The organism is Cellulomonas terrae (assembly GCF_007990265.1).
Lineage (GTDB): Bacteria > Actinomycetota > Actinomycetes > Actinomycetales > Cellulomonadaceae > Cellulomonas > Cellulomonas terrae.
This window is the reverse complement of sequence record NZ_BJWH01000018.1, coordinates 19542-44349: the sequence shown is the minus strand read 5'-3', so window position 1 is coordinate 44349 and position 24808 is coordinate 19542. Positions and strand designations below refer to the sequence as shown.

General features: G+C 74.6%; 20 protein-coding genes. 10 read left to right on the top strand and 10 right to left on the bottom strand.

Going from position 1 to position 24808, the window contains the following annotated elements:
- The first annotated feature begins 42 nt into the window (after nucleotides 1-42).
- Complete coding sequence (gene uca / locus CTE05_RS15200) at nucleotides 43-3648, top strand: urea carboxylase (RefSeq protein WP_146847155.1); 3606 nt, start codon at nucleotides 43-45, stop codon at nucleotides 3646-3648.
- On the top strand, nucleotides 3645-5507 hold the full coding sequence (gene atzF, locus CTE05_RS15195) for an allophanate hydrolase (RefSeq protein ID WP_246123675.1): 1863 nt from the start codon (nucleotides 3645-3647) through the stop codon (nucleotides 5505-5507). Before uca ends, atzF begins: the two co-directional genes overlap by 4 nt.
- 17 nt (nucleotides 5508-5524) lie before the next feature.
- Here the strand turns inward: atzF and CTE05_RS15190 are convergent, their stop codons facing one another.
- From CTE05_RS15190 to CTE05_RS15170, 5 genes are all read right to left on the bottom strand, one after another.
- Complete coding sequence (locus CTE05_RS15190; RefSeq protein ID WP_055917050.1) at nucleotides 5525-5800, bottom strand: DUF4031 domain-containing protein; 276 nt, start codon at nucleotides 5798-5800, stop codon at nucleotides 5525-5527.
- Nucleotides 5801-5830: 30 nt separating this feature from the next.
- A complete protein-coding gene (locus CTE05_RS15185; protein ID WP_146847154.1) occupies nucleotides 5831-6121 on the bottom strand; it encodes a WXG100 family type VII secretion target in 291 nt (96 codons plus the stop codon).
- A 162-nt stretch (nucleotides 6122-6283) separates the two neighbouring features.
- On the bottom strand, nucleotides 6284-7048 hold the full coding sequence (locus CTE05_RS15180) for an HD domain-containing protein (RefSeq protein ID WP_146847153.1): 765 nt from the start codon (nucleotides 7046-7048) through the stop codon (nucleotides 6284-6286).
- Nucleotides 7049-7091: 43 nt separating this feature from the next.
- Nucleotides 7092-8591: a sensor histidine kinase gene (locus CTE05_RS15175; RefSeq protein WP_146847152.1), complete on the bottom strand. Its 1500-nt coding sequence runs from the start codon at nucleotides 8589-8591 to the stop codon at nucleotides 7092-7094.
- On the bottom strand, nucleotides 8588-9322 hold the full coding sequence (locus CTE05_RS15170; protein ID WP_146847151.1) for a response regulator transcription factor: 735 nt from the start codon (nucleotides 9320-9322) through the stop codon (nucleotides 8588-8590). The genes CTE05_RS15175 and CTE05_RS15170 overlap by 4 nt, the downstream gene beginning before the upstream one ends.
- Before the next feature lie 170 nt (nucleotides 9323-9492).
- Here CTE05_RS15170 and CTE05_RS15165 point away from each other — a divergent pair, with 170 nt between their 5' ends.
- Nucleotides 9493-10248 carry a type 1 glutamine amidotransferase gene (locus CTE05_RS15165; protein ID WP_146847150.1) on the top strand — a complete coding sequence of 252 codons (756 nt, stop codon included), beginning with the start codon at nucleotides 9493-9495 and terminating at the stop codon, nucleotides 10246-10248.
- Between the two features lie 53 nt (nucleotides 10249-10301).
- On the opposite strand, the gene CTE05_RS15160 is transcribed toward CTE05_RS15165, so the two are convergent.
- Nucleotides 10302-11963, bottom strand: coding sequence for a DNA repair helicase XPB (locus tag CTE05_RS15160; RefSeq protein ID WP_146847149.1), 1662 nt, complete (start codon nucleotides 11961-11963; stop codon nucleotides 10302-10304).
- Nucleotides 11960-14359, bottom strand: coding sequence for a helicase-associated domain-containing protein (locus CTE05_RS15155; RefSeq protein ID WP_146847148.1), 2400 nt, complete (start codon nucleotides 14357-14359; stop codon nucleotides 11960-11962). The genes CTE05_RS15160 and CTE05_RS15155 overlap by 4 nt, the downstream gene beginning before the upstream one ends.
- A 147-nt stretch (nucleotides 14360-14506) precedes the next feature.
- On the opposite strand from CTE05_RS15155, the gene CTE05_RS15150 reads away from it, so the two are divergent.
- A complete protein-coding gene (locus CTE05_RS15150; protein ID WP_186814889.1) occupies nucleotides 14507-15721 on the top strand; it encodes a M20 metallopeptidase family protein in 1215 nt (404 codons plus the stop codon).
- 102 nt (nucleotides 15722-15823) lie between these two features.
- On the opposite strand, the gene CTE05_RS15145 is transcribed toward CTE05_RS15150, so the two are convergent.
- On the bottom strand, nucleotides 15824-16174 hold the full coding sequence (locus CTE05_RS15145) for a TraR/DksA family transcriptional regulator (RefSeq protein ID WP_146847147.1): 351 nt from the start codon (nucleotides 16172-16174) through the stop codon (nucleotides 15824-15826).
- A gap of 112 nt (nucleotides 16175-16286) precedes the next feature.
- Here CTE05_RS15145 and CTE05_RS15140 point away from each other — a divergent pair, with 112 nt between their 5' ends.
- The 4 genes from CTE05_RS15140 to CTE05_RS15125 are packed head-to-tail and all read left to right on the top strand — an operon-like array spanning nucleotide 16287 to nucleotide 21502.
- The gene (locus CTE05_RS15140; RefSeq protein ID WP_056019542.1) at nucleotides 16287-16670 is read left to right on the top strand and encodes a cold-shock protein; all 384 of its coding nucleotides are present in this window, start codon (nucleotides 16287-16289) and stop codon (nucleotides 16668-16670) included.
- A 2-nt stretch (nucleotides 16671-16672) separates the two neighbouring features.
- The gene (locus tag CTE05_RS15135; RefSeq protein WP_146847146.1) at nucleotides 16673-17725 is read left to right on the top strand and encodes a DUF3027 domain-containing protein; all 1053 of its coding nucleotides are present in this window, start codon (nucleotides 16673-16675) and stop codon (nucleotides 17723-17725) included.
- On the top strand, nucleotides 17722-20751 hold the full coding sequence (locus tag CTE05_RS15130) for an ATP-binding protein (protein ID WP_146847145.1): 3030 nt from the start codon (nucleotides 17722-17724) through the stop codon (nucleotides 20749-20751). Before CTE05_RS15135 ends, CTE05_RS15130 begins: the two co-directional genes overlap by 4 nt.
- Before the next feature lie 10 nt (nucleotides 20752-20761).
- Entirely contained in the window at nucleotides 20762-21502 is a 741-nt protein-coding gene (locus CTE05_RS15125; RefSeq protein WP_146847144.1) for a CAP domain-containing protein, read from the top strand.
- 10 nt (nucleotides 21503-21512) lie between these two features.
- Here CTE05_RS15125 and CTE05_RS15120 read toward each other — a convergent pair whose 3' ends face one another.
- Nucleotides 21513-21755 carry a DUF2530 domain-containing protein gene (locus CTE05_RS15120; RefSeq protein WP_146847143.1) on the bottom strand — a complete coding sequence of 81 codons (243 nt, stop codon included), beginning with the start codon at nucleotides 21753-21755 and terminating at the stop codon, nucleotides 21513-21515.
- A gap of 70 nt (nucleotides 21756-21825) precedes the next feature.
- On the opposite strand from CTE05_RS15120, the gene CTE05_RS15115 reads away from it, so the two are divergent.
- Nucleotides 21826-23325: an NCS2 family permease gene (locus CTE05_RS15115; RefSeq protein WP_146847142.1), complete on the top strand. Its 1500-nt coding sequence runs from the start codon at nucleotides 21826-21828 to the stop codon at nucleotides 23323-23325.
- Between the two features lie 57 nt (nucleotides 23326-23382).
- On the opposite strand, the gene CTE05_RS15110 is transcribed toward CTE05_RS15115, so the two are convergent.
- A complete protein-coding gene (locus tag CTE05_RS15110) occupies nucleotides 23383-23997 on the bottom strand; it encodes an arsenate reductase/protein-tyrosine-phosphatase family protein (protein ID WP_246123668.1) in 615 nt (204 codons plus the stop codon).
- A 208-nt stretch (nucleotides 23998-24205) separates the two neighbouring features.
- Between CTE05_RS15110 and CTE05_RS20340 the strand changes: the two genes are divergently transcribed.
- Nucleotides 24206-24805, top strand: coding sequence for a hypothetical protein (locus CTE05_RS20340; RefSeq protein ID WP_186814888.1), 600 nt, complete (start codon nucleotides 24206-24208; stop codon nucleotides 24803-24805).
- Nucleotides 24806-24808: the final 3 nt, after the last annotated feature.

Here is a 24808-nt window from a genome sequence, read left to right as displayed (position 1 = left end):
GACGGGGGCGCGGCCCACGCACGACCGCACCCGGGGGACGCCGTGTTCGACACCCTGCTCGTGGCCAACCGCGGCGAGATCGCCGTCCGCATCCTGCGCAGCGCGCGCGACCTCGGCCTCAAGACCGTCGCCGTGTACTCCGACGCGGACGCGGCGGCCCCGCACGTACGGCTCGCGGACGTCGCGGTGCGTCTCGGACCCGCCGCCGCCAGCGAGAGCTACCTGCGGCCGGAGCTCGTGCTGCACGCCGCGGCGGAGACCGGCGCCGGCGCGATCCACCCCGGGTACGGGTTCCTGTCCGAGAACGCGCAGTTCGCCCGCGAGGTCGAGGCGGCAGGCCTGGCGTTCGTCGGGCCGACGGCGGCGCACCTGTCGGTGTTCGGCGACAAGCACCAGGCGCGCGAGGCCGCGCAGGCGGCGGGCGTCCCGCTCGTCGCCGGCAGCGGGCTGCTGGAGTCCGTCGACGAGGCGCTCGCCGCGGCGTCCGTCGTCGGCTACCCCGTCATGGTCAAGGCCGTCGGCGGCGGCGGGGGGATCGGCATGCAGGCGTGTGCCGACGCCGACGAGCTCGTGACGGCGTTCGACCGTGTGCAGCGCCTCGCGGCAGCCAGCTTCGGCAGCGCCGGGGTGTTCCTGGAGCGGTTCGTGTCCCGCGCGCGGCACCTCGAGGTGCAGGTGTTCGGCGACGGGGCCGGCCGGGTGGTGAGCCTGGGGGACCGCGACTGCTCGTTGCAGCGGCGCAACCAGAAGGTGGTCGAGGAGGCGCCGGCACCCGGGCTTCCCGACGACGTGCGCGCCATGCTCCACGAGTCCGCCCGAGCCCTCACGGCGTCGGTGTCCTACCGGTCCGCCGGCACGGTCGAGTACGTGTACGACGTCGACCGCGGCGAGGCGTCGTTCCTCGAGGTCAACACCCGCCTGCAGGTCGAGCACCCGGTGACCGAGGCCGTGACCCGCGTCGATCTCGTCGCGTGGATGCTGCGGCTCGCGCAGGGCGAGTCGTCGTTCCTGGACGAGGTGCCCGACGAGGGTCCGGCCATCGAGGGTCACGCCGTCGAGGTCCGCGTCTACGCAGAGGACCCCCGCAAGGACTACCAGCCGAGCGCCGGGCTGCTCACCGAGGTCGTCTACCCCGAGGACCCGTCCGTCCGCGTCGACGCGTGGGCCGAGACCGGGCAGCAGGTGACCAGCCACTACGACCCGATGCTCGCCAAGGTCATCGTGCACGCGGCCGGTCGCACCGAGGCGTTCGCGGCGTCCCGCCGCGCGCTCGCGGCCACCCGGTTCACCGGCGTGCAGACCAACCTCCCGCTCCTGCGCGAGGCGGTCGGCCTGCCCGACGTGCTCGCCGCGACGCACACGACCGGGACGCTGGCGGGCGTCACCGACGACGAGCCCTTCATCGACGTCGTTCGCCCGGGCGTGATGACGACCGTGCAGGACTGGCCCGGCAGGCTCGGCTTCTGGGACGTGGGCATCTCCCCGTCGGGGCCGATGGACGACCTCTCGTTCCGGCTGGGCAACCGCGCGCTGGGCAACCCCGAGGGAGCACCGGGCCTGGAGTGCACGCTGACCGGACCGCGCCTGCGGTTCAGCCACGAGACGGTCGTCTGCGTCACGGGCGCGCCCGCGCCGGTGACGGTCGACGGAGAGCCCGTGCCGCAGTGGGAGCCCGTGACCGTGCCCGCCGGGGGCGTGCTCGACGTCGGCGCACCCCACGACGCCGGCCTGCGCACCTACGTCCTGCTGCGCGGCGGGCTCGACGTGCCGCTCTACCTCGGCTCGGCGTCGACCTTCTCGATGGGCGGGTTCGGCGGGTACACCGGCCGCGCGCTCGTCGTCGGCGACACCCTCGTGCCCGGGGTCCCGCTCGGAGCCCCGCCCGTCGCCGTGCCCGAGGACGTCCGCCCGCAGCTGGTGCACGAGTGGGAGGTCGCGGTCCAGGAGGGACCGCAGCCGGCGCCGTCGTACTTCACGCCCGCGGACATGGAGATGTTCTACGCCGCGACGTGGCAGGTGCAGACGCACGCCAACCGCACCGGCATCCGGCTGACCGGACCGAAGCCGCAGTGGGCGCGCCCCGACGGGGGTGAGGCCGGCCTGCACCCGTCGAACCTGCACGACAACCCGTACTCGGTCGGCGCGCTGAACGTCTCCGGCGACACCCCGATCCTGCTCGGTCCCGACGGCCCGAGCCTCGGCGGGTTCGCCTGCCCGCTGACCGTCGTCGTCGGCCACCGCTGGAAGATGGGCCAGATCCGCCCCGGCGACACGGTCCGGCTGGTGCCGGTGCCCGACGCCACCGCCGACGCGCTGCGCACCGACGACGCCCTGCGCGCGTCCGCGCACCTCGGCCCGGACGTGCTCACCGGCCCCGACGGTGACGACGGGGTGCTCGCCCGGGTCGCCGGCACGCCCGACGTCGTCTACCTGCGCGGCGGCGACGACAACGTGCTCGTCGAGTACGGCCCGATGGTGCTCGACCTCGGCCTGCGGATGCGTGTGCACGCGCTCGGCGAGGCCCTGAAGGGCACCCCGGGCGTCATCGACATCACGCCCGGCGTCCGCAGCCTGCACGTGCACGTGGACCCGTCGGTCATCTCGGTGCGCGCGCTGGTCGACGTCCTGGTCGGTCTGGAGGCGTCGCTGCCCGCGACGGAGGACCTGGTGGTGCCGAGCCGGCGGATCCACCTGCCGCTGTCGTTCGACGACCCCGTGATCGCGGAGGCCGTCGCCCGGTACCAGGCCGGCGTCCGCCCGGACGCGCCGTGGCTGCCCTCGAACATCGAGTTCGTGCGCCGCATCAACGGCCTGCCGTCCACCGACGACGTGTTCGACACGATGATGGCCGCCGAGTACCTGGTGCTCGGCCTCGGCGACGTCTACCTCGGCGCGCCGCTGGCAGTCCCGCTCGACCCGCGGCACCGCCTCATGACCACCAAGTACAACCCGGCGCGCACCTGGACCGCCGCGGACACCGTCGGCCTGGGCGGTCAGTACCTGTGCGTCTACGGGATGGACTCACCCGGCGGCTACCAGCTCGTCGGCCGGACCGTGCCCATCTGGTCCGGGCACCGGCAGCGCGGGGTGTTCGAACCCGGCAAGCCGTGGCTGCTCCGGTTCTTCGACCGGGTCGTCTGGCACCCCGTCACCGCCGACGAGCTGCTCGCCCAGCGCGACGCCTTCGCGTCCGGGCGCCTCGACGTCGAGGTCGAGCACGGCACGTTCTCCTACCGCGAGCACCTGGACATGCTCGCCGAGCACGCCGACGACATCGCCGAGTTCCAGTTCCGGCAGGCCGCCGCCTTCGCCGACGAGCGCGCCGCCTGGGCGCTCGCGGGCGAGCTCGACTCGGCCGACGAGGCGGAGCCTGCGCACTCCGGTGACCTCGGCGCCGGTCCGGGGGAGGTCGAGCTGCTCGACGGCTGCGTGCTGGTCGAGGCGCCGATGGTCGGGAGCGTCTGGCGGATCGAGGCGCGGGCCGGGGAGCAGGTCAGGGAGGGGGATCTGCTCATCGCGCTCGAGGCCATGAAGCTCGAGCTCGGCGTCGCGGCGCCCGCCGACGGCACCGTGCTGAAGGTGCTCGTCGAACCGGGTCAGCACGTCGCTCCGGGCGCGCCGCTGGCGATCCTGGCGGTGGGCGCGTGACGCGGACGACCATGGGCGACGTGACCAGCACCGACGGGATGACCGGTACCGACGGCGTGACGGGGGGCGGGACCCTCCCGACGCCGTTCGTCGTGGACGACTCGTCCCAGCCGGACCTCGACGCGTCCGTCGGTGCTGCCGAGGCACGGGTGCGCCGCGCCTATGCCCGGATCGCCGAGGTGGACCGGCCCGAGGTGTGGATCGCGCTGCTGCCCGAGGAGTCGGCGATCGCCGCGGCCCGAGCGGTCGACGCGCGGCTCGCCGCGGGCGCGGTGCTGCCGCTGGCCGGGCTCACGCTCGCGGTGAAGGACAACGTCGACGTCGACGGGTTCCCGACGACGGCGGCGTGCCCGTCGTTCGCGGCCGACCCCGCAGGGCGACCCGGCCCGGCCCGTGCGAGCGCGCCGGCCGTCCAGGCGCTGGTCGACGCGGGTGCCGTCGTGCTCGGCAAGACGAACCTCGACCAGTTCGCGACCGGGCTGGTCGGTGTCCGCAGCCCGTACGGCGCCGTGCGGCACGCCACCCTGCCGGAGCGTGTCTCCGGTGGGTCGAGCTCCGGGTCGGCGGTCGCGGTCGCGCTCGGCATCGCGGACATCGGCATCGGCACCGACACGGCCGGCTCCGGTCGCGTCCCGGCGGCGTTCGGGGGACTCGTCGGCATCAAGTCGACGCTCGGCCTCGTCCCGACCACCGGCGTCGTCCCCGCCTGCCGCAGCTACGACGTCGTGACGACCTTCACGCGTGACCTCGACCTGGGCGTCCTGGCCACCCGCACGATGATCGGCACCGACCCGCTCGACCCGGTGCGCCGGGACTGGCCCGTGGACGTGCGCCTCGGCCTGCGGTCCGCTCCTGTGGTCGCAGTGCCGCGGGACGAGGACCTCGCACTGCTGTCGCCCGGCTGGCGGGCGGCGTTCGACACCGCGGTGCACGCAGTGAGTGCGACCGGTGCGCAGGTCAGGACGGTGGACATCTCCGGCATGCTCGACGCCGCGCGGCTGCTCTACGACGGCGCGATCGTCGCCGAGCGCTACGAAGCCGTCGGCACGTTCCTCGCCGCGGCCCCCGACGCGGATCCGACCGTGCGGTCGATCATCCTGTCCGGCCGCGACACCCCGGCGCACGCCTATGTCGCCGACCGTGCGCGGCTCGCCGCGGCGAAGGTGGAGGCCGCCGCGGTCCTGGACGGCTGCGACCTGCTGCTGCTGCCGACCACCACCGAGCACCCGACGATCGCCGCGGTGCAGGCCGCCCCGGTGACCATCAACCGCCGTCTGGGCACCTACACGAACTTCGTGAACCTCCTCGACATGGCGGCCGTCGCGATCCCCGCCGGCGAGGCCGACGGAGGCCCGTTCGGGATCACCGTCCTGTCCCGCGCGTTCGACGACCAGCTCGCTCTCGACCTGGCCGCCCGCCTGCTGGCGAGCTCGGACGACACCCCCGGCACGCCTCGGCTCCTCGTCGGGGCCGGGGTGGACGTCCTCGTCGTCGGCGCCCACCTGCGCGGCCAGCCGCTGAACGCCGAGCTCGAGGAGCTCGGTGCCAGGTTCGTCCGCACCGTCCGCACGTCCGACGCCTACCGCCTGGTCGCGCTCGACACCCAGCCTCGCAAGCCGGGCCTGGTGCGTGCCGGCCCGGGGGCGGGTGCCCCGATCGCGGGCGAGGTCTGGCGGCTCTCGCCCGGTGCTCTCGGGCGGATGCTCGCGGGTCTGCCCGCCCCGATGTCGCTGGGTCAGGTCGAGCTCGCGGACGGCACCTGGGTGGTCGGCTTCGGCTGCACGGCCGAGTCGGGGGTCGAGGGCGCGGACATCACGTCGACGGGCGGCTGGGTGGAGGCCTTGCGCCAGGGCCTCTGAGCAGGCGCCCGAGGCGGCTACCTGCGCCGGACGCGGTCCCGTGCCGGCACCCGCAGGCCCGACGCCCGCAGCCGGCGGATCAGCTCCTTGGCGCTGACCAGCTCCGCCCCGAGCGCGACGAGCTCCTCGATCCGCTGGTCCGGCACGTCGTAGTGGTCCCGGTCGAACCCCCGCTCGGGGATGCCGGCCCGGGCGGCGAACGCGTGCAGCTCCTCCAGCGACGAGTCGCTGACCAGGTGCCCCCAGAGCATGCCGTGGTTCGGCCACATCGGAGGGTCCACGAGCACGGTCACCGCCCGAGCGTAAGCGTGACCCCGCCGAGGTCACACGGTGAACAGGCGGGACGCCTGCGACTCCGCCTCGGCGTAGGTGCGGGCCGCCGACTGCATGGCGCTGGCGATCTGCGCGAGCGAGGCGTCGAGCCGCGCCTCGGTGGCGGTCCAGTCGGCGAGCACCCCCGTGAACGCCGTGGCCGCCGCGCCCCGCCACGATCCCTGCAGGTCGGCGAGCTGCCGGTGCATCGCGGACACCTCGCTGCGGATCGTGGCTGCGCGCGCCTGGACGCTCGCCGCCGCCGTCGCGACCTGCGCACTGTCGACCTCGTACCTGCTCATGTGACCCTCCGTCGGTGAGGGGCCGGACGGTCCCGGCTCCTGTCCGAGGACGGTAGGAGCAGGGGAACGGTCGCGACGGGTGGTCGGCGTCGACGGTGGAGGGCAGGTGGCGCCGGCGGGCTGTGGGCGGTTCGGCGGACAGCGCCGTGGCGAGCCCGTCGATCAGGTGCGCGCCGCGTTCGACCCCTCGGTGTCGGCCGTGCGCGCGGTGTGGGCGGCGGCCTCGGCGGCGGCGGCGTCGATCCCGCGCAGCTCCTTCTCGAGTCGCTGCAGCTCGCCGGACAGGTTCTGCCGTGCGGGCTCCTCCCACGCGGACCCGAGAGGGCTGACGAACAGCGACGGTCGGGCGAGGAGCTTGTGGATGATGCGGACCCGGGCGCGCACGTAGTCCTCGAGCGGCAGGTGGGAGTACTCGGTGCGGATGTCCTGCACGTACGCCTTGTACTTCTGCGGCTCGGTGGCGAGCATCGCGAGGTCGGCGTCGCACAGGACCGCGCAGTCGAAGTCCGAGGGGTTCGGGGCGTGCCGGACGAGCGCGACGACGAGGTCGTGCACGCGCTGGGCGCGGGCGTCGGGGACGCCGAGGGCGATCAGCTCGTCGTACGCCAGGCGCGCGCTGGCGATCTCGTCCTCGCCACCGCGGTTGGCGTACGCCTTGCGGTCCGCGGCGTCGAAGATCGCGCCGTGGTACCAGGCGGCCAGCCGCACGACGTCGGGCTGGTGGGTCTCCTCGACCAGCTCGTCGACGCGGATGAGGACGTCGACCAGGTGCTTCAGGTTGTGGAACGAGCGCCCGGGCGAGCCCCATCGGTCCACGAGTGCCTGACCGGCATCGCGGATCTGCTCGGTCGGGGCGGTGGCACCAGCCCCGACGGCACTGCGCACGAACGCGGACAACAACCACTGCGGTGCGTCATGGACGCCCATGGATCAGCCTTACTCCGACGGTAGGAACCCGCCATGTTAGCCCTCACACCTGAGGGTCGTGGGCCGGAACGGGGAGGGCGATCTGGACGGTCGTCCCACCGCCCGGTGTCTGGGCGAGCCGCACCGAGCCGTGGTGCGCGTCGACGATCGCCGCGACGATCGCCATGCCCAGGCCCGCACCGCCGGAGTCCCGGCCGCGACTGGCGTCGACGCGGTAGAACCGTTCGAACACGCGCGCGGCGTGCTCCGGGTCGATCCCGGGCCCGTGGTCGCGCACCTCGATCGCACCCTCGCCGGTGGGGAGGTGGCCGACGGCGATCTCGACCGGGGTGCCCGGCGGGGTGTGCTGGACCGCGTTCCCGACGAGGTTCGCCAGCACCTGCCGGAGCCGCGACTCCTCCCCGACCACGACGCACGGGCCGCCGTCGGCACCCTCCACGAGCGGGACGAGCCGGGTGGTGCGGGCGGGGTCGAGGGCGTGCAGGTCGCTGACCGCGTCGGCCGCGAGCACGGTGAGGTCCACGGGGCCGGTCTGCATCGGCCGGCCCTCGTCGAGGCGGGCGAGCGCGAGCAGGTCCTCGACGAGCGCCCCCATGCGGGTGGCGGACTGCTCGATGCGGCGCATGGTGTCGTCGACCTGGTCGGTCGTGGTCAACGCCCCCATCCGGTACAGCTCGCCGTAGCCGCGGATCGTGGCCAGCGGGGTGCGGAGCTCGTGGGAGGCGTCGGCGACGAACCGGCGCATGCGGGCCTCGGACGCGGTCTGCGCGCCGAACGCCTTCTCGATCTGCGCGAGCATGCCGTTGAGCGCGGCACTGAGCCGGCCGACCTCGGTGTGCTCGGAGGCTGCGGGGACGCGCCGGGACAGGTCACCGTCGGCGATGGCGGCGGCGGTCGCCTCGATCTCGCGCAGCGGCCTCAGCGAGCGACGGACCGCCCACGTACCGGCCGCGGCACCGAGCAGGAGGATGCCGAGCCCGCTCAGCAGGAGGACCGCGGACATGTGGCGGACGGTGCGCTGGATGTCACCGAGAGGGAGCGCGATGACCGCGGTGCCGATGGTGCCGTCGCGCATCGAGAAGTTGTAGGCGACCGCACGCCACTGCGACCCGGGCTGCGTCGAGGAGACCGTGAACGGCTCCGCGTTGCGGGCGCGGGCCTGCGCGGGGCTGATGGGCGGCACGTCCGGGGTGCCGTACTGGTCCTGCGTGGTCTCCGAGATGATCGGCAGGTCGTCGCCCTCGACCGAGTACCGCAGGTAGTAGTCGCTCGGCGTGTAGAACGGGCTCCCGTTGAGGTCGAGCTGGCTGAGCCTCTGCTGCGCGACCTCCGTGCCCTCGGACTGGAGCTTCGTGTCGACCTGCGCGACGAGCGTGCCCTCGAGCAGGGCGGCGCTGGTGGCGCCCGCCAGCACCAGGCCGACGGCCAGCAGCACCGTGACGATGCTGACGAGCCGCGAGACGAGCGTCGTCCCCGCCCACCAGTCGCGTGCGAGCCCGAACGCGCGCCGCCGAGGCGGAGCCGTCCCGACGTCAGCCGTCACGACGACTCGCGCAGCAGGTAGCCCACCCCGCGCTTCGTGTGGATGAGCGGGGGCAGCCGTCGGCCGTCGGCGTCGTCGAGCTGGTCGATCTTGCGGCGCAGGTAGGAGATGTAGGACTCGACGATGTTCGCGTCGCCGCCCCAGTCGTACTGCCAGACGTGGTCGAGGATCTGCGACTTCGACAGCACGCGGCCGGGGTTGAGCATGAGGTAGCGCAGGAGCTTGAACTCGGTGGGGGACAGGTCGACGGGGTGGCCGGCGCGGACCACCTCGTGGGAGTCCTCGTCGAGCTCCAGGTCGGCGTACCGCAGGATGCTCGTGTCGTCGTCCACCCCCGGCCGGGTGCGGCGCAGGACGGCCCGGATCCGGGCGACGACCTCTTCGAGGCTGAAGGGCTTGGTGACGTAGTCGTCCCCGCCGACCGTCAGGCCCTGGACCTTGTCGGCGGTGTCGTCGCGCGCGGTGAGGAACAGCACGGGGACGTGCTGGCCCTTCTCCCGCAGGCGCCGCGTGACGGTGAACCCGTCCATGTCGGGGAGCATGACGTCGAGCACCACGAGGTCCGGCTCGACCTCGCGGGCGAGGCGCAGGGCGGAGCCGCCGTCGGCCGCGGCGTGGACCTCGAAGCCGGCGAACCGCAGCGAGGTCGCCAGGAGCTCGCGGATGTTCGGCTCGTCGTCGACGACGAGCAGGCGTGCTTCCGGCGTGCCCGACGCATGGGGTGTCGACATAGGTCGAGTGTCCTCCTGGCGGCTGGGAGTTCGCTGGATGAATGCCGGACGGTGACGCGCACGCGTGACAGATTTCACCTGGGTGCAAATATGGACGACTGACCTGCAAGGAGACAGATGGGTCGTCCGTTCCCTGTCGACGCACCTCTCGACGGGGGTACCGTCTCCGCGTGACCACCCCCCTGCACGGCGACCGTCGCCCGGTCGTCACCGTCATCCAGAGCTCTCCCGACGTGCCCCTGGACCGCTTCAGCGACTGGCTCGGCGACGTCGAGCTGCGCATCGTCGCGGCGTTCGCCGGTGAGAGCGTGCCCACCGCCGACGGCGTCGGCGACGGCCTCGTCGTCCTCGGCGGCCACATGTCGACGTACGACGACGCGGGAGCCCCGTGGCTGCCGGAGCTGCGCGCGCTGCTCGCCGACGCGAGCACCCAGGGCGTCCCGACGCTCGGCATCTGCCTCGGCGCCCAGCTGCTCGCCGCAGCGCGCGGCGGCCGCGTGCAGGTCGCTGCCCCTCCCGGGCGCGAGTCCGGGATCGTCGACGTGCGCTGGCGCCCCGAGGCCGCCGGTGACGCCGTCGTCGGTGCGGTCGCGGCGCTCGCGGACGGCCGGCACGCCACCCCGCAGCCGAGCATGCACGCGGACGCCGTCGTCGACCTGCCCCGCGGTGCGGTCTGGCTGGCGTCGTCGGCCATGTACCCGTACCAGGCGTTCCGGATCGGCTCGGCGTGGGGCGTGCAGTTCCACCCTGAGGCGAGCGCCGACACCCTGCGCGGCTGGGCGGACAGCCACGACGACGTCGACACCGACGCCGTGCTGGCCGCGTTCGCCGCTCGGCAGGACCAGGTCGAGGTCGTGGGCCGCACGCTGGCGGAGTCGTTCGCGGCGCACGTCCGCGCCGGTGCCGCGGAGGCCGTCGCCGTCTGAGGCACCAGCAGAGCGCCCGACCCCGTGGGGGCCGGGCGCTCTCGCGTCTCAGGTCAGGCGGGCTCTTCCGCGGTGTCGAGCCCCAGGTCCTCCGCGTCGACGATCGAGTACGCGTACCCCTGCTCGGCCAGGAACCGCTGCCGGTGGGCGGCGAAGTCCTGGTCCACGGTGTCGCGGGCGACGACGGTGTAGAAGTGCGCGGTCCGACCGTCACCCTTGGGGCGCATGATCCGACCGAGCCGCTGCGCCTCCTCCTGGCGTGACCCGAACGAGCCGGACACCTGGATGGCGACGGACGCCTCGGGCAGGTCGATGGAGAAGTTGGCGACCTTGCTGACGACGAGCTTGGTGATCTCGCCGGCCCGGAACGCGTCGAACAGCCGCTGCCGCTCGTGCACGGTGGTCTCGCCGGTGATGAGGTCCGCCTCCAGGTGCTCCGCGAGCGTGTGGAGCTGGTCGAGGTACTGGCCGATGACGAGCGTCGGGTCGCCCTCGTGCTTGGCGACGAGCTGCTCGACCACCCGGTTCTTCCCGCGTGCCGTCGCGGCGAGCCGGTACTTCTCCTCCGGCTCGGCGGTCGCGTAGGCCATGCGGTCGGCGTCGGGCAGCGTCAGGCGGACCTCGACGCAGTCCGCGGGCGCGATGTAGCCCTGCGCCTCGATGTCCTTCCAGGGGGCGTCGAACCGCTTGGGCCCGATGAGGCTGAACACCTCGTCCTCGCGGCCGTCCTCGCGCACCAGGGTCGCGGTCAGGCCCAGGCGGCGGCGCGCCTGCAGGTCCGCGGTCATGCGGAAGATCGGCGCGGGGAGCAGGTGGACCTCGTCGTAGACGACCAGGCCCCAGTCGCGCGCGTCGAGGAGCTCGAGGTGCGTGTAGACGCCCTTCCGCTTCGTCGTGAGCACCTGGTAGGTCGCGATCGTGACGGGTCGGATCTCCTTGCGCGCACCGGAGTACTCGCCGATCTCGTCCTCGGTGAGCGACGTGCGCTTGACCAGCTCGTCGCGCCACTGCCGGGCGCTGACGGTGTTGGTCACGAGGATCAGGGTCGTCGTCGACGAGCGGGCCATCGCCCCCGCGCCGACCAGCGTCTTGCCGGCGCCACAGGGCAGCACGACGACGCCGGAGCCGCCGTGGAAGAAGCCGTCGACGGCCTGCTGCTGGTACGGCCGCAGCGCCCAGCCGTCCTCGAGCAGGTCGATCTGGTGCGCCTCGCCGTTGACGTACCCGGCGAGGTCCTCCGCGGGCCAGCCGAGCTTGAGCAGCACCTGCTTGAGGTGGCCCCGCTCGGACGGGTGGACGATGACGTCGGTCGCGTCCAGGCGCGCGCCGAGCAGGCCGGCGGTGCGCTTGGACCGGACGACCTCGGCCAGGACGGCCGGGTCGAGGGCGTGCAGGACGAGCCCGTGCACCGGGTCCTGGATCAGCTGGAGCCGACCGTAGCGGGACATGGTGTCCGCCACGTCGACCAGCAGGGCGTGCGGCACCGGGTAGCGCGAGTACTCGAGCAGGACGTCGACCACCTGCTCGGCGTCGTGTCCCGCGGCGCGCGCGTTCCACAGGCCCAGCGGCGTCAGGCGGTACGTGTGCACGTGCTCGGGGGCGCGCTCCAGCTCCGCGAAGGGGGCGATCGCGCGACGGCAGGCCTCCGCCTGGTCGTGGTCGACCTCGAGCAGGAGCGTCTTGTCGCTCTGCACGATGAGGGGGCCGTTGGTCACGAAGTCTCCTGATGCTCGTCTGACGGTGTCACGCGGGTGACGGTCGCGATGCGGTGCACCGCAACCGTCAGCTCGGACTCACGAGCGGTGTCGATGGCCCGCAGCCGGCCGCCCTCGACCCGCAGGGGTCGCAGCAGCCGCCGCTGCGGGACGCCGTGGGAGCCGACCAGCTCGACCCACACCTCGGCCTTCTCGGCAGCCGCCTCGCGCAGGAGCACCAACGCGTCGACGGGGTCGGCTGTTCCCGCGCTCGGCGCGGGGGTGCTGGGCGGGGCGGGGGCACGACGGGTCGGCGCGGGCAGGACCGTGCCGGGTACCCGCTCCGCCTCGTCGGCCTTGCGCTCGGCCTCCGCCCGCCGCAGCTGCGGGACGAGGGCGACCAGGCGGTCGTCGGTGAGCGTCTCCCGTGCGCTCGCCGGAGCGGCGTCCGAGGCGCGGCGGCGCGCTCCCGCGGTGGCGCGACGGCCCACGCGACGGATCGACGACACGACGTGCACGACCTGCCCGTCCGGACCCTCCGCGACCGGTGCCAGACCGTGGGCGCGCAGGGCCTCGACCAGCTCCCGGGCCGGCGCCTGCGCCGCCAGGACGGTGGGCGCGAGCCGGACCAGGCCGAGCGACGCCAGCCGCGGGTCCTCGGCCAGCCCGGCCAGCAGGGAGGGGTCGTCGGCCCGGACGTAGCCCGCCGCCGACCCGACGCGCAGCCGCCCGTGCCGGCGCGCGGCGTCGCGGACCAGGTACTCGAGCGGCTGCGGCACACCCGCCCGGCTGTGGCCCGCGAGCTCGGCGAGCAGGCCGTCGGCGGTCGACCCGGCGTCCAGGGCCCGACGGACGGACTCCGGTGTGAACCGCACGGTGAGCGCGCCGCCGCGGGACTCGACGTGGGCCGTCCGGTCGAGGAGGTCCTCCAGCTCGGGGCTGGGCCGCCCCGGGACGACGCCCGTCAGGTCGCCCTGCAGGAGGATCTCGTCGACGGCCGGGGGCAGGGCGGCGGCGAGCGCGTCCGCGGGGTCCGCGGCACCGACCAGCGGAGCGGTCTCCAGGAGCAGGGCACGGCCCGCGTCGGACAGGGCCCCGGCGCCGGTGATGCCGAGCCGTCCGGCCTCGATGAGCATCGCCTGGACGGCGGCGGGCGGCGGGACCGACCGCGGGGTGCGCCAGCGCAGCACGGCGAGGACGTGCGCGGGGTCCAGCGCGGTCCCCGGCGGGGTGTCCGCGAGCACGTCGAGCACGGCTCGCCGCAGCCGCGGTGCCCAGGTGCGCTGGAGCTCGGGGTCGAGCGCCGCCCGCACCCCGCCGCGGTCGTCGCGGCTGCCGACGAGCCACGCGGTCCGCAGGGTCGAGCGCCACGTGCGGGCCAGCACAGCCCAGCGGTCCGGCACGTCGCGCATCGCCCACTCGTCGACGGCGACCGTCGGGGCGAACGACGGGGTGTCCTCGCCGTCGTCGGCGACGAACGCGGCGGCCCCGGCGAGCTCGATGACGAACGCCGCCTCGGCCTCGTCGGTGTCCAGCGCGCTCGCCACGCGCCGCAGCTCGCGCACGCCCAGGCCCCCACCGCGCAGCACACCGGGCGGGGTCTGCTCCCAGAGCCGGACCAGGCGGGCGACGAGGAGCACGATCCGCTCGCCCGCGGCAGCCGACTCCGCGGCGACCAGGGCGTGGTTCCGGTGCGCGACGTCGGCCGGGAGCGCCGGCGGGAACGCGGGCGCGGTGTGGGTGCGTCCGCCGCGCAGCGCCAGGGCGACCGCCCGGGGCAGCACGACGTGTCGGGAGTCGCCGGGCAGGAGCAGGTGGCGGCGGACCAGCCAGTCGACGGCCGCGGCTGCCGCGGTGCTGTTGGACGGGGCGAGCCCGACCGGCGGACCCCACAGCAGGGCGTCCAGCACCGGGCGCGCCCCGGCGGGTGCGGTCGCGAGGAGCGCCGGCAGGTCGTCGAGGTCGACCGGCTCCGCGGGGACGCCGCGGCGGACACCCGCGTCCGCCGACGCCAGGCCCGCCGGGTAGGGGCCGAGGATCTCGGCGAGGCCGGGGGACGGCAGGAGCGGGGCGTCGGGGGCGTCGGAGTCGGGGTAGACGAGGGTGCCGACGACCGCGAGCCGCAGCGCGCGCTCGACCAGTGCCATCCCGGCCTCGTCGGTCGCGCCGACGGCTGCGGGGAGGTCCGCCGCCGTCACCGGGCCAGGGTCGGAGAGCGCCACGACCGCCTCGAGCACCTGCAGCACGCTCGCGTCGACGCCCGCGAGCGCCCGTTCGAGGCTGGACCGGCTGGTCGCGCGGACCGCGAGCGACGACAGGGTGGCGGGGGAGGGTGACGCCAGGTCCGGTCGGCTGCGCAGGAGCGCGACGAGCTCGTCGTCGCTCCGTTCGCGCAGGTAACCGGTGAACGTGGGCATCCGCTCAACCTTACGCGGCGCAGCGCGCGGACGGGGGCTCGGCTACCAGGCGGTAACCGGTCGGCGCGACCGCCGCACGGTGCCGGCGTCTGGCAGGCTCGAGGGTGAGTCCTCGTCCGTCGCCGCGCCCGTTCGGAGGTCAGCCGCGTGACCCTCTCTCCCGAGACTCTCGCCACCCTGCGGGCCGACGCCGCCGCACAGCTCCCGTCGCTCGTCGAGCTGCGCAGGGCCCTGCACCGGACGCCGGAGATCGGCCTGCACCTGCCCGCCACGCAGCAGCTCGTGCTGGACGCGATCGCGCTCCTCGGCCTGGAGGTCAGCACGGGCACCGGGCTCAGCTCGGTGGTCGCGGTGCTGCGCGGCGGCCGGCCGGGTCCCGCGGTCCTCCTGCGCGGGGACATGGACGCCCTGCCCGTCACCGAGGACTCGGGCGAGCCGTTCGCCTCCGAGCACGACGGCGTCATGCACGCGTGCGGCCACGACCTGCACGTCGCCGGGCTCGTCGGCGCCGCACGGCTGCTGGCGGACCGTCGCGAGCAGCTCGCCGGCGACGTCGTCCTGATGTTCCAGCCCGGCGAGGAGGGCGACCACGGCGCGCGCCTGATGATCGAGGAGGGCGTCCTCGACGCGGCCGGCTCCCGCGTCGTCGCCGCGTACGCCCTGCACGTGGTCTCCGCCGTGCAGCCCGCCGGGCTGGTCGCGTCCCGTCCCGGCACCATGCTGGCCGCCGCCGACTCGGTGGTCGTCACCGTGCACGGCCGCGGCGGGCACGGGTCGATGCCGCACCTCGCGGCGGACCCGGTGCCGGTCGCCGCGGAGATCGTCCTCGCGCTGCAGGCGATGGTCACGCGACAGTTCGACGTGTTCGACCCCGTCGTCGTCACGGTCGGCAGGATCGCCGCCGGCACGACGCACAACGTCATCGGCGCGAGCGCGGTCCTGGAGGCGACCGTCCGGTCGTTCTCCGACGCGACCCACGCGGTCGTCCCCGAGCGGCTGACCCGCGTCGTCGAGGGCATCGTCGCGGCCCACGGCCTGACCGCGACGGTCGACTACCAGCGCGGCTACCCCGTCACGACGAACACCCCCGCCGAGGTGGACCGCGTGGCCGGCCTGGTCCGGGGGATGTTCGGCGAGCAGGCGTACGTGACCGCCCCGCAGCCGATGTCCGGCTCGGAGGACTTCTCCTACGTGCTCCGGGAGGTCCCCGGGGTGTACGTCGGCCTCGGCGCGACGCCGGTCGGCGAGGACCCCGCGACGGCACCCTTCAACCACTCGGCGCAGGCCCGCTTCGCGGAGGAGTCGCTCGCGGTGGGCCCGGCGGTCCTCGCGGCGCTGGCGCTGGACCGGCTGACGGAGTAGTCCCCGGCCACGAGCGCGGCAGTTCGCGACGACCGCGGCAGTTCGCGACGACCGCGGCAGGAGGGACTGCCGTCCTCGTCGCGAACTGCCGATCTCGCGGAGTCAGCCCGTCGCGCAGGCCACGCACGTCGTCGCCGTCGGGCGCACCTCCAGGCGGCCGGGCGCGATCCGGTCCCCGCAGACCGTGCAGATGCCGTAGGTGCCGTCGTCGATCCGCCGCAGCGCGTCGTCGACGGACTCCAGCCGCGCGAGCGCGTCCCGGACCAGGGCGTCCACCTGCGCGCGCTCGAACGCGATCGTCGCGCCCTCGGGGTCGTGCTCGTCGTCGGCGTTGCTGTCCCGGGACGCGTCGACGACCGCGTCGTGCTCGCCCCGCAGGGCGGACAGGCGCTGGAGGGTCACCGAGCGGAGCTCCTCGAGCCTCGTGCGGGCGGTGTCGTCGGCGGTCGTCACCCGGCCAACAGTGCACCCGCCCGCGGGCGGTGCGCGAGGGACGGGGATTTTCGCGAGCCGCGGCCGGTAACCTGGTGGCCAGTACGTCTACTTCTCATGAACGGGGTTCACCGTGCCTACCGGCAAGGTCAAGTGGTTCGACACCGAGCGTGGCTTCGGGTTCATCGCCGGCGACGACGGCGGCGAGGTCTTCCTGCACGCGTCGGCGCTGCCGGAAGGCGTCAACGCGCCGAAGCCCGGCGCCAAGGTCGACTACGGCGTCGCCGACGGCCGGCGCGGTCCGCAGGCCCTGTCGGTCAAGCTGCTGGACCCCGTGCCCTCTGTCGCGAAGGCGGCGCGCAAGCCCGCCGACGACATGGCCGTCATCATCGAGGACCTCATCAAGGTCCTCGACCGCGTCGGCAACGACCTGCGTCGTGGCCGCTACCCCGAGAAGGCTCGTGGGGTTCAGTACGCCGCCCTGCTGCGAGCCGTCGCGGACGACATCGAGGCCTGAGCATGCCTGCAGCAACGAAGGACGCGGTCCTCGGGTCGGCCGTCGACCTCGCCCGTGAGGTCGCCGTCGGCCTGGCCGAGGACCCCTCCGACGTCGGCGAGTACCTCGGTCTCGTCGTCGAGGGGGAGCGGCTGGTGTCCCACCGGTTCGCGTCGGCCGCCCGCGGCTACCGCGGCTGGGAGTGGACCGTCACGGTCGCCCGCGTGCCGCGCGGCCGCACCGCCACCGTCTGCGAGGCCGAGCTCCTGCCCGGTCCCGACGCGGTGCTCGGTCGGGCGTGGCTGCCGTGGTCGGAGCGCATCCGCCCCGGCGACATCGGCCCCGGCGACGTGCTGCCGTTCAAGGCCGACGACCCGCGGCTCGAGCCCGGCTGGACCCCGACCGGGGACCCCGAGCTCGACGACGTCGCGATCGACGAGCTCGCCCTGGCCCGCGTGCGGGTGCTGTCGCCGCAGGGTCGCGACGAGGCCGCCGAGCGCTGGTACCGCGGCCCGCACGGTCCGACGAGCGCCGGCTCGCTCGCGTCGGCCGCCGCGTGCGGCAGCTGCGGGTTCCTGGTGCCGCTGCAGGGGTCGCTCGGCACGGTCTTCGGGGTCTGCGCCAACCAGTGGTCGCCCGACGACGGCACGGTCGTGAGCGTCGACCACGGCTGCGGCGCGCACTCCGAGACCGACGCGGAGGCCCCGCCGACCGACTGGCCCGCCCCCGACCCGCTGATCGACGAGCTCAGCCTCGAGACGGTCCAGCTGGGCCCGTCGGAGACGGACGCGCAGCCGGAGACGGACGCGCAGCCGGAGACGGACGAGGCCGACGAGGCTCCCGCGGGCGAGGTCGCGACGGACGAGGTCTCCGCCGACGAGGTCGCACTCGACGAGACCCAGGCCGACGAGACCCAGCCCGACGAGACGGACGACGCCGGTCCCGACAGCGCGTCCGTCGATTCCCCCGAGTCGACCGACGCCCCGGACCTCGAGGCCACCGCCGACGCACCGGACGGCACCCCCACCTCCGACTCCGCAGACGAGTCGCCGGCCCGCCCCGACCCGGAGCCGTGACCGCCGACGCCTTCGGGACGGCCGCCCTGCGCGCGGCCGTCCTGGGGGCGTGGCGGGTCTCCCCGGCGAGGCTGCGGGAGGACGCCAACACCGAGGAGGACCACGCCCGCGGCTACTACCGCGACCGCGTGGTCGTCGAGCTCGCCCAGAACGCCGCCGACGCGGCGACGCGTGCGGGCGTGCCCGGCCGGCTGCTCCTGCGGCTGGCGCGCACGGACGGCGACCGGCTGGTCCTGGTCGCCGCGAACACGGGTGCGCCCCTGGACGCGGACGGCGTCGCGTCGCTGGTGTCGATGCGCGCGTCGGCCAAGCGGGACGACGCCCGGGCGGTCGGCCGGTTCGGCGTCGGGTTCGCCGCCGTGCGGTCGGTGTCCGACGAGATCTCCGTGCTGTCCACCACGGGCGGGCTGCGGTTCAGCGTCGCCGACACGGCCGAGCTGCTCGCGGAGGCGTCGCAGGACAACCCGGCGCTCGCGGACGAGGTGCGTCGCCGCGACCGTTCGCTGCCGGCGCTCCGGCTCCCGTTCGCCGCGGAGGGCATCCCGCCGACGGGCTACGACACGGCGGTGGTCCTGGAGCTGCGTGACGAGGTCGCCGCCGACGAGGTCCGCTCCCTCCTGCACGACGTGGGCGACCCGTTGCTGCTGGCGCTGCCGGGGCTGGTCGAGGTCGTGGTCGACGACGACACCGGCCCGCTGCGGCGGCTGGCGGACGTCGCGCAGCGGTGGACGGTCGCGACCGGCGAGGGCGAGCTGCCGCTGGCGCTCATGGCGGACCGTCCGGTCGAGGAGCGCGCCGCCCGGGCATGGCGGGTCACGTGGGCGCTCCCGCGCGGCGACCGGACGCTCGCCCGCGCGGAGCAGGTCGTGCACGCCCCCACGCCGACCGACGAGCCGTGCACGGTGCCCGCCCTGCTCGTCGCGACGTTCCCCCTGGACCCGTCCCGCCGGCACGTCGCCCCGGGCGCCCTCACCGAGGCGGTGCTGGACCACGCCGCCGACGTCTACGCACGGCTCGCGCACGGTCGCGCGGCCGCCGGGCTCGACGCCCTCGCACTCGTCCCGACGGGTCTCGCGGCAGGATCGATCGACGCTGCTCTGCGGGACCGCATCGTCGACCGTCTGACCCGCACACCGCTGCTGGTCCCCGCCGCACCCGTCGGCGACACCGCCCTCGTCGTGCCGGAACGGTCCGTCGCGCTGGCGGGCTCGTCGGTGCACGACCCCGGCGCGCTGGCGGCGCTGGGCCGACGGGTGGCGGCGCTGGTGGTGCTGCCGACCGGGCGCGAGTCGCAGGCGCGGGCGGTCGGGGTGGAGATCCGGTCGCTGGCGGACGTCGTGGAGGACCTGCCGGCCGCGAGCGACGGCGGCTGGGTGGAGCTCTACGACGCCCTGGCGCTCCTCGCCGACGACCCGCAGTCGCGCGAGGCGCTGGGCGCGGTCCCGGTTCCTCTCGCGGACGGGCGGGTGGTACGGGGTGCGCGCGGCACCGCCGTGCTGGAGCCCGACCTCGTGGAGCGCCTCGGCGAGCGGACGCTGGAGACGCTGGGCCGCTGGGGGGTGCGCGTGGTCGACCCCGCGGCGGCGCACCCCGTGCTGGTGCGGCTCGGCGCGCAGGCCCCCGACGCGGTCGGTCTGCTCGGCCTCGACGCCGTCCGGCGGGCGGTCCTGGACCTCGCCGACGACGAGGGAGAGACGGTCGACGTCGTCGACACGGTCCTCGCCCTCGTCGGGGCCGCGGACGGCGCGACGCTGCCGGGCGACGCGCTGCCGTGGCTCGGTCTCCTCCCGCTGCCCGCCGCGGACGGCGACCGGACACCCGCGGACAGCCTCGTGCTGCCGGGCTCGCCCGCGGCGCAGCTTCTCGACGACCGGGTGCTGGGCACGGTCTCCGCCGAGGCCGTGGACCGGTGGGGCGCGCAGACCCTCGCGGCCGTCGGCGTGCGCGCCGACCTGGTGCTGGTCCACGTCCCGGACGTCCTGGCCGACCCGGCCTCGGTGCGGGACGGCGCGACGGACTCGGCGACGCTCGCCGCGCAGTCGCTCGACGGCTGGGACGACTACCTCGCCTACCTGGGCGAGCGGCTCGGCCGCGGGGCGTTCGTGGGGGAGGCGGTCGCGGTCGCGGACCTCGACGCGGTCGACCCGGACGCGTGGCCGCGGGTGCTCGGCCGCATCGCGGGGGAGCCGGCGCTGCGCCGCGCCCTCGTCGACCCGGTGCGCGGTGAGTCTTCGGCCGTCGCGCCGTCGTACACGTCGTGGTGGCTGCGCGAGCGGTCGGGCCTGGGGCTCGGCCGGCCGTTCGCCGTGGGGGACCGGCTGGCGGCCCTCCTGCCGGCTGCGCCGGACGCGGTCGCGCACCTGGACGCCGCGGTCCAGCGCGCACTCGGCGGGGTGGTCGCGCTCGAGGAGCTCGACGGCCCCGGCTGGACGCAGCTGCTCGACGCGTGGGGACCGGTCGGGATGCCGGTCGACCCGGAGCTCGCCGTCGCCGTGTGGCGGTCGATGGCTCCCGACGAGCCTCCCGAGCGGCTGCCCGCGGTCGTCGGACCCGGTCGCGTAGCCGTCGTGCACGCCGAGGACGCCGCCGTCGCCGACCACCCGATGTGGTACCAGCGCACCGACGTGGCCGCCCTGGTGCCGGGCACGGAGGCGACCGCCACCCTGCTCGACCTGCCGTTCGCCAGCGACCTGGCCGACGGCGACGTCGCAGCCGGCGGCGAGGTCGACGACGTCCCCGCGGGCGTGCGGGCGCTGCTCCCGGACGCGCCGGACACCTGGGTGCAGCACGACGACCTGACGGTGGACGGCGCCCCGGTCGACTGGTGGGTGGAGGACTCCGTCGTGCACGCGGTCCACCTCGCCGGCCTCGCCGCGGGTCTCGCGCAGGCGGCCGGCCGGTGGGACCTGCGCTACGCGGTGGAGGTCCTGCTCACGGACCCGGACCGGGCGGCGGAGATCGCGCTGGACGTCGTCGAGGGCGGTCAGCCGGAGGGCCGACTGTCCGATCTGTCCGTTAACCGATAGCGTCCCGGACGTGCCCCCGCTCCACGCCGCCCCGGACAGCCGCCGGAGCCGGCGAGCCCTGCGGGCCCCGAGGCCGAAGCGGCACCGGGTCCGCACGGTCTTCCTCGCACTGGTGAGCACGTTCGCCCTGGTGGCGGTCGGGTTCGCGCTGAACCCCACGGGCGACCCGTCCCACATCCCCGACGCGTTCGAGCTGGCAGCCCCGCGCGACGGCGCCGTGGTCTCCCGGTCGGGTGACCGTGCGGCGGATCCCACGTCGGCAGCACCGACGGCGGCCGAGACCCCGACGGCGCCCGCGTCCGTCGCCCCCGAGCCCGGATCAGGACCAGCGCCAGAACCCGAGCCCGAGCCCGAACCCGCCCCCGAGCCCGCCCCCGAGCCGGAGCCCGCAGCGCCCACGATGGTCGAAGAGATCGTCACCCGCACCAACGAGGAGCGGGCCGCGGCCGGCCTGCCCGCCCTGGCGGTGTCCGACTGCGCAGCGCAGCAGGCGGTGGCCCGCACGGCGCTGCTCGTCGCCGAGAACCGGTTCGAGCACGACCCGCTGGAACCCATCCTCGAGGCCTGCGCCGCCCGGGCCGTGGGCGAGAACCTCGCGCTCGGCTACCCGACGGCCCTCGCCGTCGTCGCGGGCTGGATGGGGTCCGACGGCCACCGCGCGAACATCCTCAGCACCAGGTACACGCACATCGGCGTCGGGTGCACCGACGGTCCGCGCGGCATGCTGTGCGCGCAGGTGTTCGTGGCCTGAGCGGGGTTCCTCAGCGTCGGCGCGCGGTGTTCCGGCGGGCCCACAGCACGCCGAACAGCCCGAGGACCACCCCGGTCGCGCACACCCACGCAGGCATCCACGACGCCTCGTCGCTCCCCGCCAGGACGACGGCCACCACGAACGCGACGCCCCAGACGGCCGTGCCGGCGAGCATCACCCGTCCCAGGTCGACGTCCACCGGGGGCGGCGGGGTCCGGGTCGGGTGCAGCAGGCGGGCGATCAACGAGGGCACCGGCAGAGCCTAGTGGGCGACGACGAGCGGCTGTCCGCCGCACGAAACATGGGTCTGCCACACTGCGCGCATGTCTTCGACCCCCACCGCGCAGACAGAGCGTCCTGCGCCTCCGACGAACGCTGTCGACCGCTACTTCAAGATCACCGAGCGCGGCTCGACCATCGGTACCGAGATCCGCGGTGGTCTCGTCACCTTCTTCACGATGAGCTACATCATCGTGCTCAACCCCCTGATCATCGGCACGGTCCGCTCCGGGGACGGCCAGTTCCTCGGCGGCGGCGACGCCCCCGACCTGACGGCCGTCGCGGCCACCACGGCGCTCGTCGCCGGGGTGCTCACCATCCTCATGGGCGTCGTCGCCAACTTCCCGCTGGCGCTCGCCGCCGGGCTCGGCCTCAACGCGGTCGTCGCGTACTCGATCGCGGCGCTGCCGAACATGTCCTGGCAGGACGCCATGGGCATCGTCGTGCTCGAGGGCCTGATCATCCTGCTCCTCGTGCTCACCGGGTTCCGGGCGGCGGTGTTCCGCGCAGTCCCCGTGGAGCTCAAGACGGCGATCAGCGTCGGCATCGGCCTGTTCATCGCGTTCATCGGTCTCGTCGACGCGGGCTTCGTGCGGATACCCGCCAGCATGGCCGTCCCCGTGGAGCTCGGGATCGCCGGGTCGCTGGGCAGCTGGCCGCTGCTCGTGTTCGTGTTCGGGCTGCTCCTCGCGATCGTCCTCATGGTCCGCAAGGTCAAGGGCGCCATCCTCATCGCGATCGTCTCGGCCACCGTGCTCGCGTTCGTCATCGAGCTCGTCGGCAACATCGGGCCGCAGAAGGACGAGACCGGTGCCGTCGTGAACCCGGGCGGCTGGGCGCTGGGCAACCCGCACTGGCCGGACGGCGGGATCATCGCGACGCCCGACTTCTCGCTGGTCGGTCAGTTCTCCCTCTTCGGCTCCATCGAGTCCATCGGGATCGTCGCCGTCCTGCTGCTCGTCTTCTCGCTCCTGCTCGCCGACTTCTTCGACACGATGGGCACGATGGTCGCCGTCGGCAGCGAGGCGAAGCTGCTCGACAAGGAGGGCAACCCGATCGGGACGCAGAAGATCCTCGTCGTCGACTCCATCGCGGCGGCCGCCGGTGGTGCCGGCAGCGTCTCCTCGAACACCAGCTACATCGAGTCCGCGGCGGGTGTCGGTGACGGTGCGCGCACCGGTCTGGCGTCCATCGTGACGGGCATCGCGTTCCTGCTGGCCACGTTCCTGGCCCCGCTGGTGTCCATGGTCCCGTTCGAGGCGGCCACCCCGGCGCTCGTCGTCGTCGGCTTCCTCATGGTCACGCAGATCACGGGCATCGACTGGCGGAACTGGGAGCTCGCGATCCCGGCGTTCCTCACGATCATCCTGATGCCGTTCACGTACTCGATCACCGCGGGCATCGGCGCGGGCATCATCACGTTCGTCGTCATCAAGCTCGCCCTCGGCAAGGTCCGCGAGATCCACGCGTTCATGTGGGTGGCGTCGGCGATGTTCGTCGTCTACTTCCTCATCGGCCCCATCAAGAGCGTGCTCGGGGTGTAGCCCCACGCACGACGGAGGCCGGGTCCCGACGGGGGCCCGGCCTCTCTCGTGCGCTCGTCAGCGGCGGACGGCCGCGACGATCGTCTCGACGGCGGGGAGCAGCTGATCGAAGGACTTCCGGTAGAGCGCCGCGTCGCCGCGGTACGGGTCGACGACGTCGTCGTCGACGGGCCGGTGCGCCATGAGACCGCGACGCGACGCAGCCACCGGCACCAGCGTCCGGACCCGGTCCGCGGTGGTGGCGTTGGCGCCCGGCAGGGTCGCCGGGTCGACGTCCGCGACGAGCCGCGCCAGCTCCCGCAGCGTGAACGTGCGCCGCACGGCCGACGGGACCATCTCGACGATCGTCGAACGGTGCCGCCGGGTCAGCGCGAGCACCAGGTCGGCCTGCTGCACCAGCGCGGGCACCAGCTGCCGAGCCTCGAAGCCGCGCGGCTCGACGCCCTGCGCGGCGACCATCTCGGCCATCTCGTCGGTCATCGGGTAGCCGACGAGGGCCCCCGTCCCGGCGGAGCCGACCTCGATCGCGGGCGCCAGCCCTCCGACGTCGCGCCCCCGGTACGCCGCACCCAGACCGGCAGCCAGCAGCCGCTCGACGGCCGGCGACCGGCAGATGTTGCCGGTGCAGACGACGAGGACGCGGAAGGGCTCGGCCAGGTCGGTGGGGGTCACGGTCTCTATCTTGCGGTCTGCGGCGCCGGTTCCCCGCATGACGTGACCCGATCGGCGCAGCGTTTCCACCCTGTGCGGGGCCACCCCACCTCCCGCGCCCCGAAGTCCTGCGGGCGGGGGTGTGCCTTGTGGTGAATCGTCGCTATTGTCGGTTTCGGGCATGGACGAGCGGGCCGGGGGCGGCTCGGACGATCTGGGGGACTGCCGAATGAACCGAGGCTCACGCACCATCGCGACGGCCGTCGTGGCGGCTGCCCTGGCACTGTCGCCGCTGGCGGTCTCGGCGGCGAGCGCCGTCGTCGTCCCCAGCCCCTCCGACACCTCGACGGGGACTGCGACGCCGACACCCACGCCCACCCCGACGCCGACGCCGACCCCGCCGCCACAGCCGGCGCCCTCCTGCGCGGTGAGCGTCAGCACCACGACCGTCGGCAGCTCGCTGACGGTGAGCTGCACGGGACTGGTGCCGGGGGCCGCCCACAGCATCACGGTGACCTCGGCCGACCCCGCGACGCCCGACTCCGCGATCGCCGTCGCAGGCGAGAAGACCACCGCCAAGACGGCAGGAGCCGACGGGACGATCGCCGGCGTCGTCACCCTGACCGCGGCCGGCACCTACACGATCGTGGTCCGGGACCAGACGAACGCGGCCCTCAGCAGCCTCACCGTCACCGCGGTCGCGCGCGCCACGCCCACCCAGCTCAGCGAGACCGGCGTGGACCCGCTGCCCCTCGCGCTCGGCGCGGGTGCCCTCGTGGCCCTCGGTGCCGGGATCGTGGTGCTCGTCCGGCGGCGGCAGGTCTCCTGACCG

Excerpts from the sequence above, each read along its gene's own strand:
- CTE05_RS15170 (WP_146847151.1), bottom strand. The coding sequence starts at position 9,322 with ATGTCGACACCCCATGCGTCGGGCACGCCGGAAGCACGCCTGCTCGTC.
- CTE05_RS15180 (WP_146847153.1), bottom strand. The coding sequence starts at position 7,048 with ATGGGCGTCCATGACGCACCGCAGTGGTTGTTGTCCGCGTTCGTGCGC.
- CTE05_RS15135 (WP_146847146.1), top strand. The coding sequence starts at position 16,673 with ATGCCTGCAGCAACGAAGGACGCGGTCCTCGGGTCGGCCGTCGACCTC.
- CTE05_RS15185 (WP_146847154.1), bottom strand. The coding sequence starts at position 6,121 with ATGAGCAGGTACGAGGTCGACAGTGCGCAGGTCGCGACGGCGGCGGCG.
- CTE05_RS15155 (WP_146847148.1), bottom strand. The coding sequence starts at position 14,359 with ATGCCCACGTTCACCGGTTACCTGCGCGAACGGAGCGACGACGAGCTC.
- CTE05_RS15115 (WP_146847142.1), top strand. The coding sequence starts at position 21,826 with ATGTCTTCGACCCCCACCGCGCAGACAGAGCGTCCTGCGCCTCCGACG.
- CTE05_RS20340 (WP_186814888.1), top strand. The coding sequence starts at position 24,206 with ATGAACCGAGGCTCACGCACCATCGCGACGGCCGTCGTGGCGGCTGCC.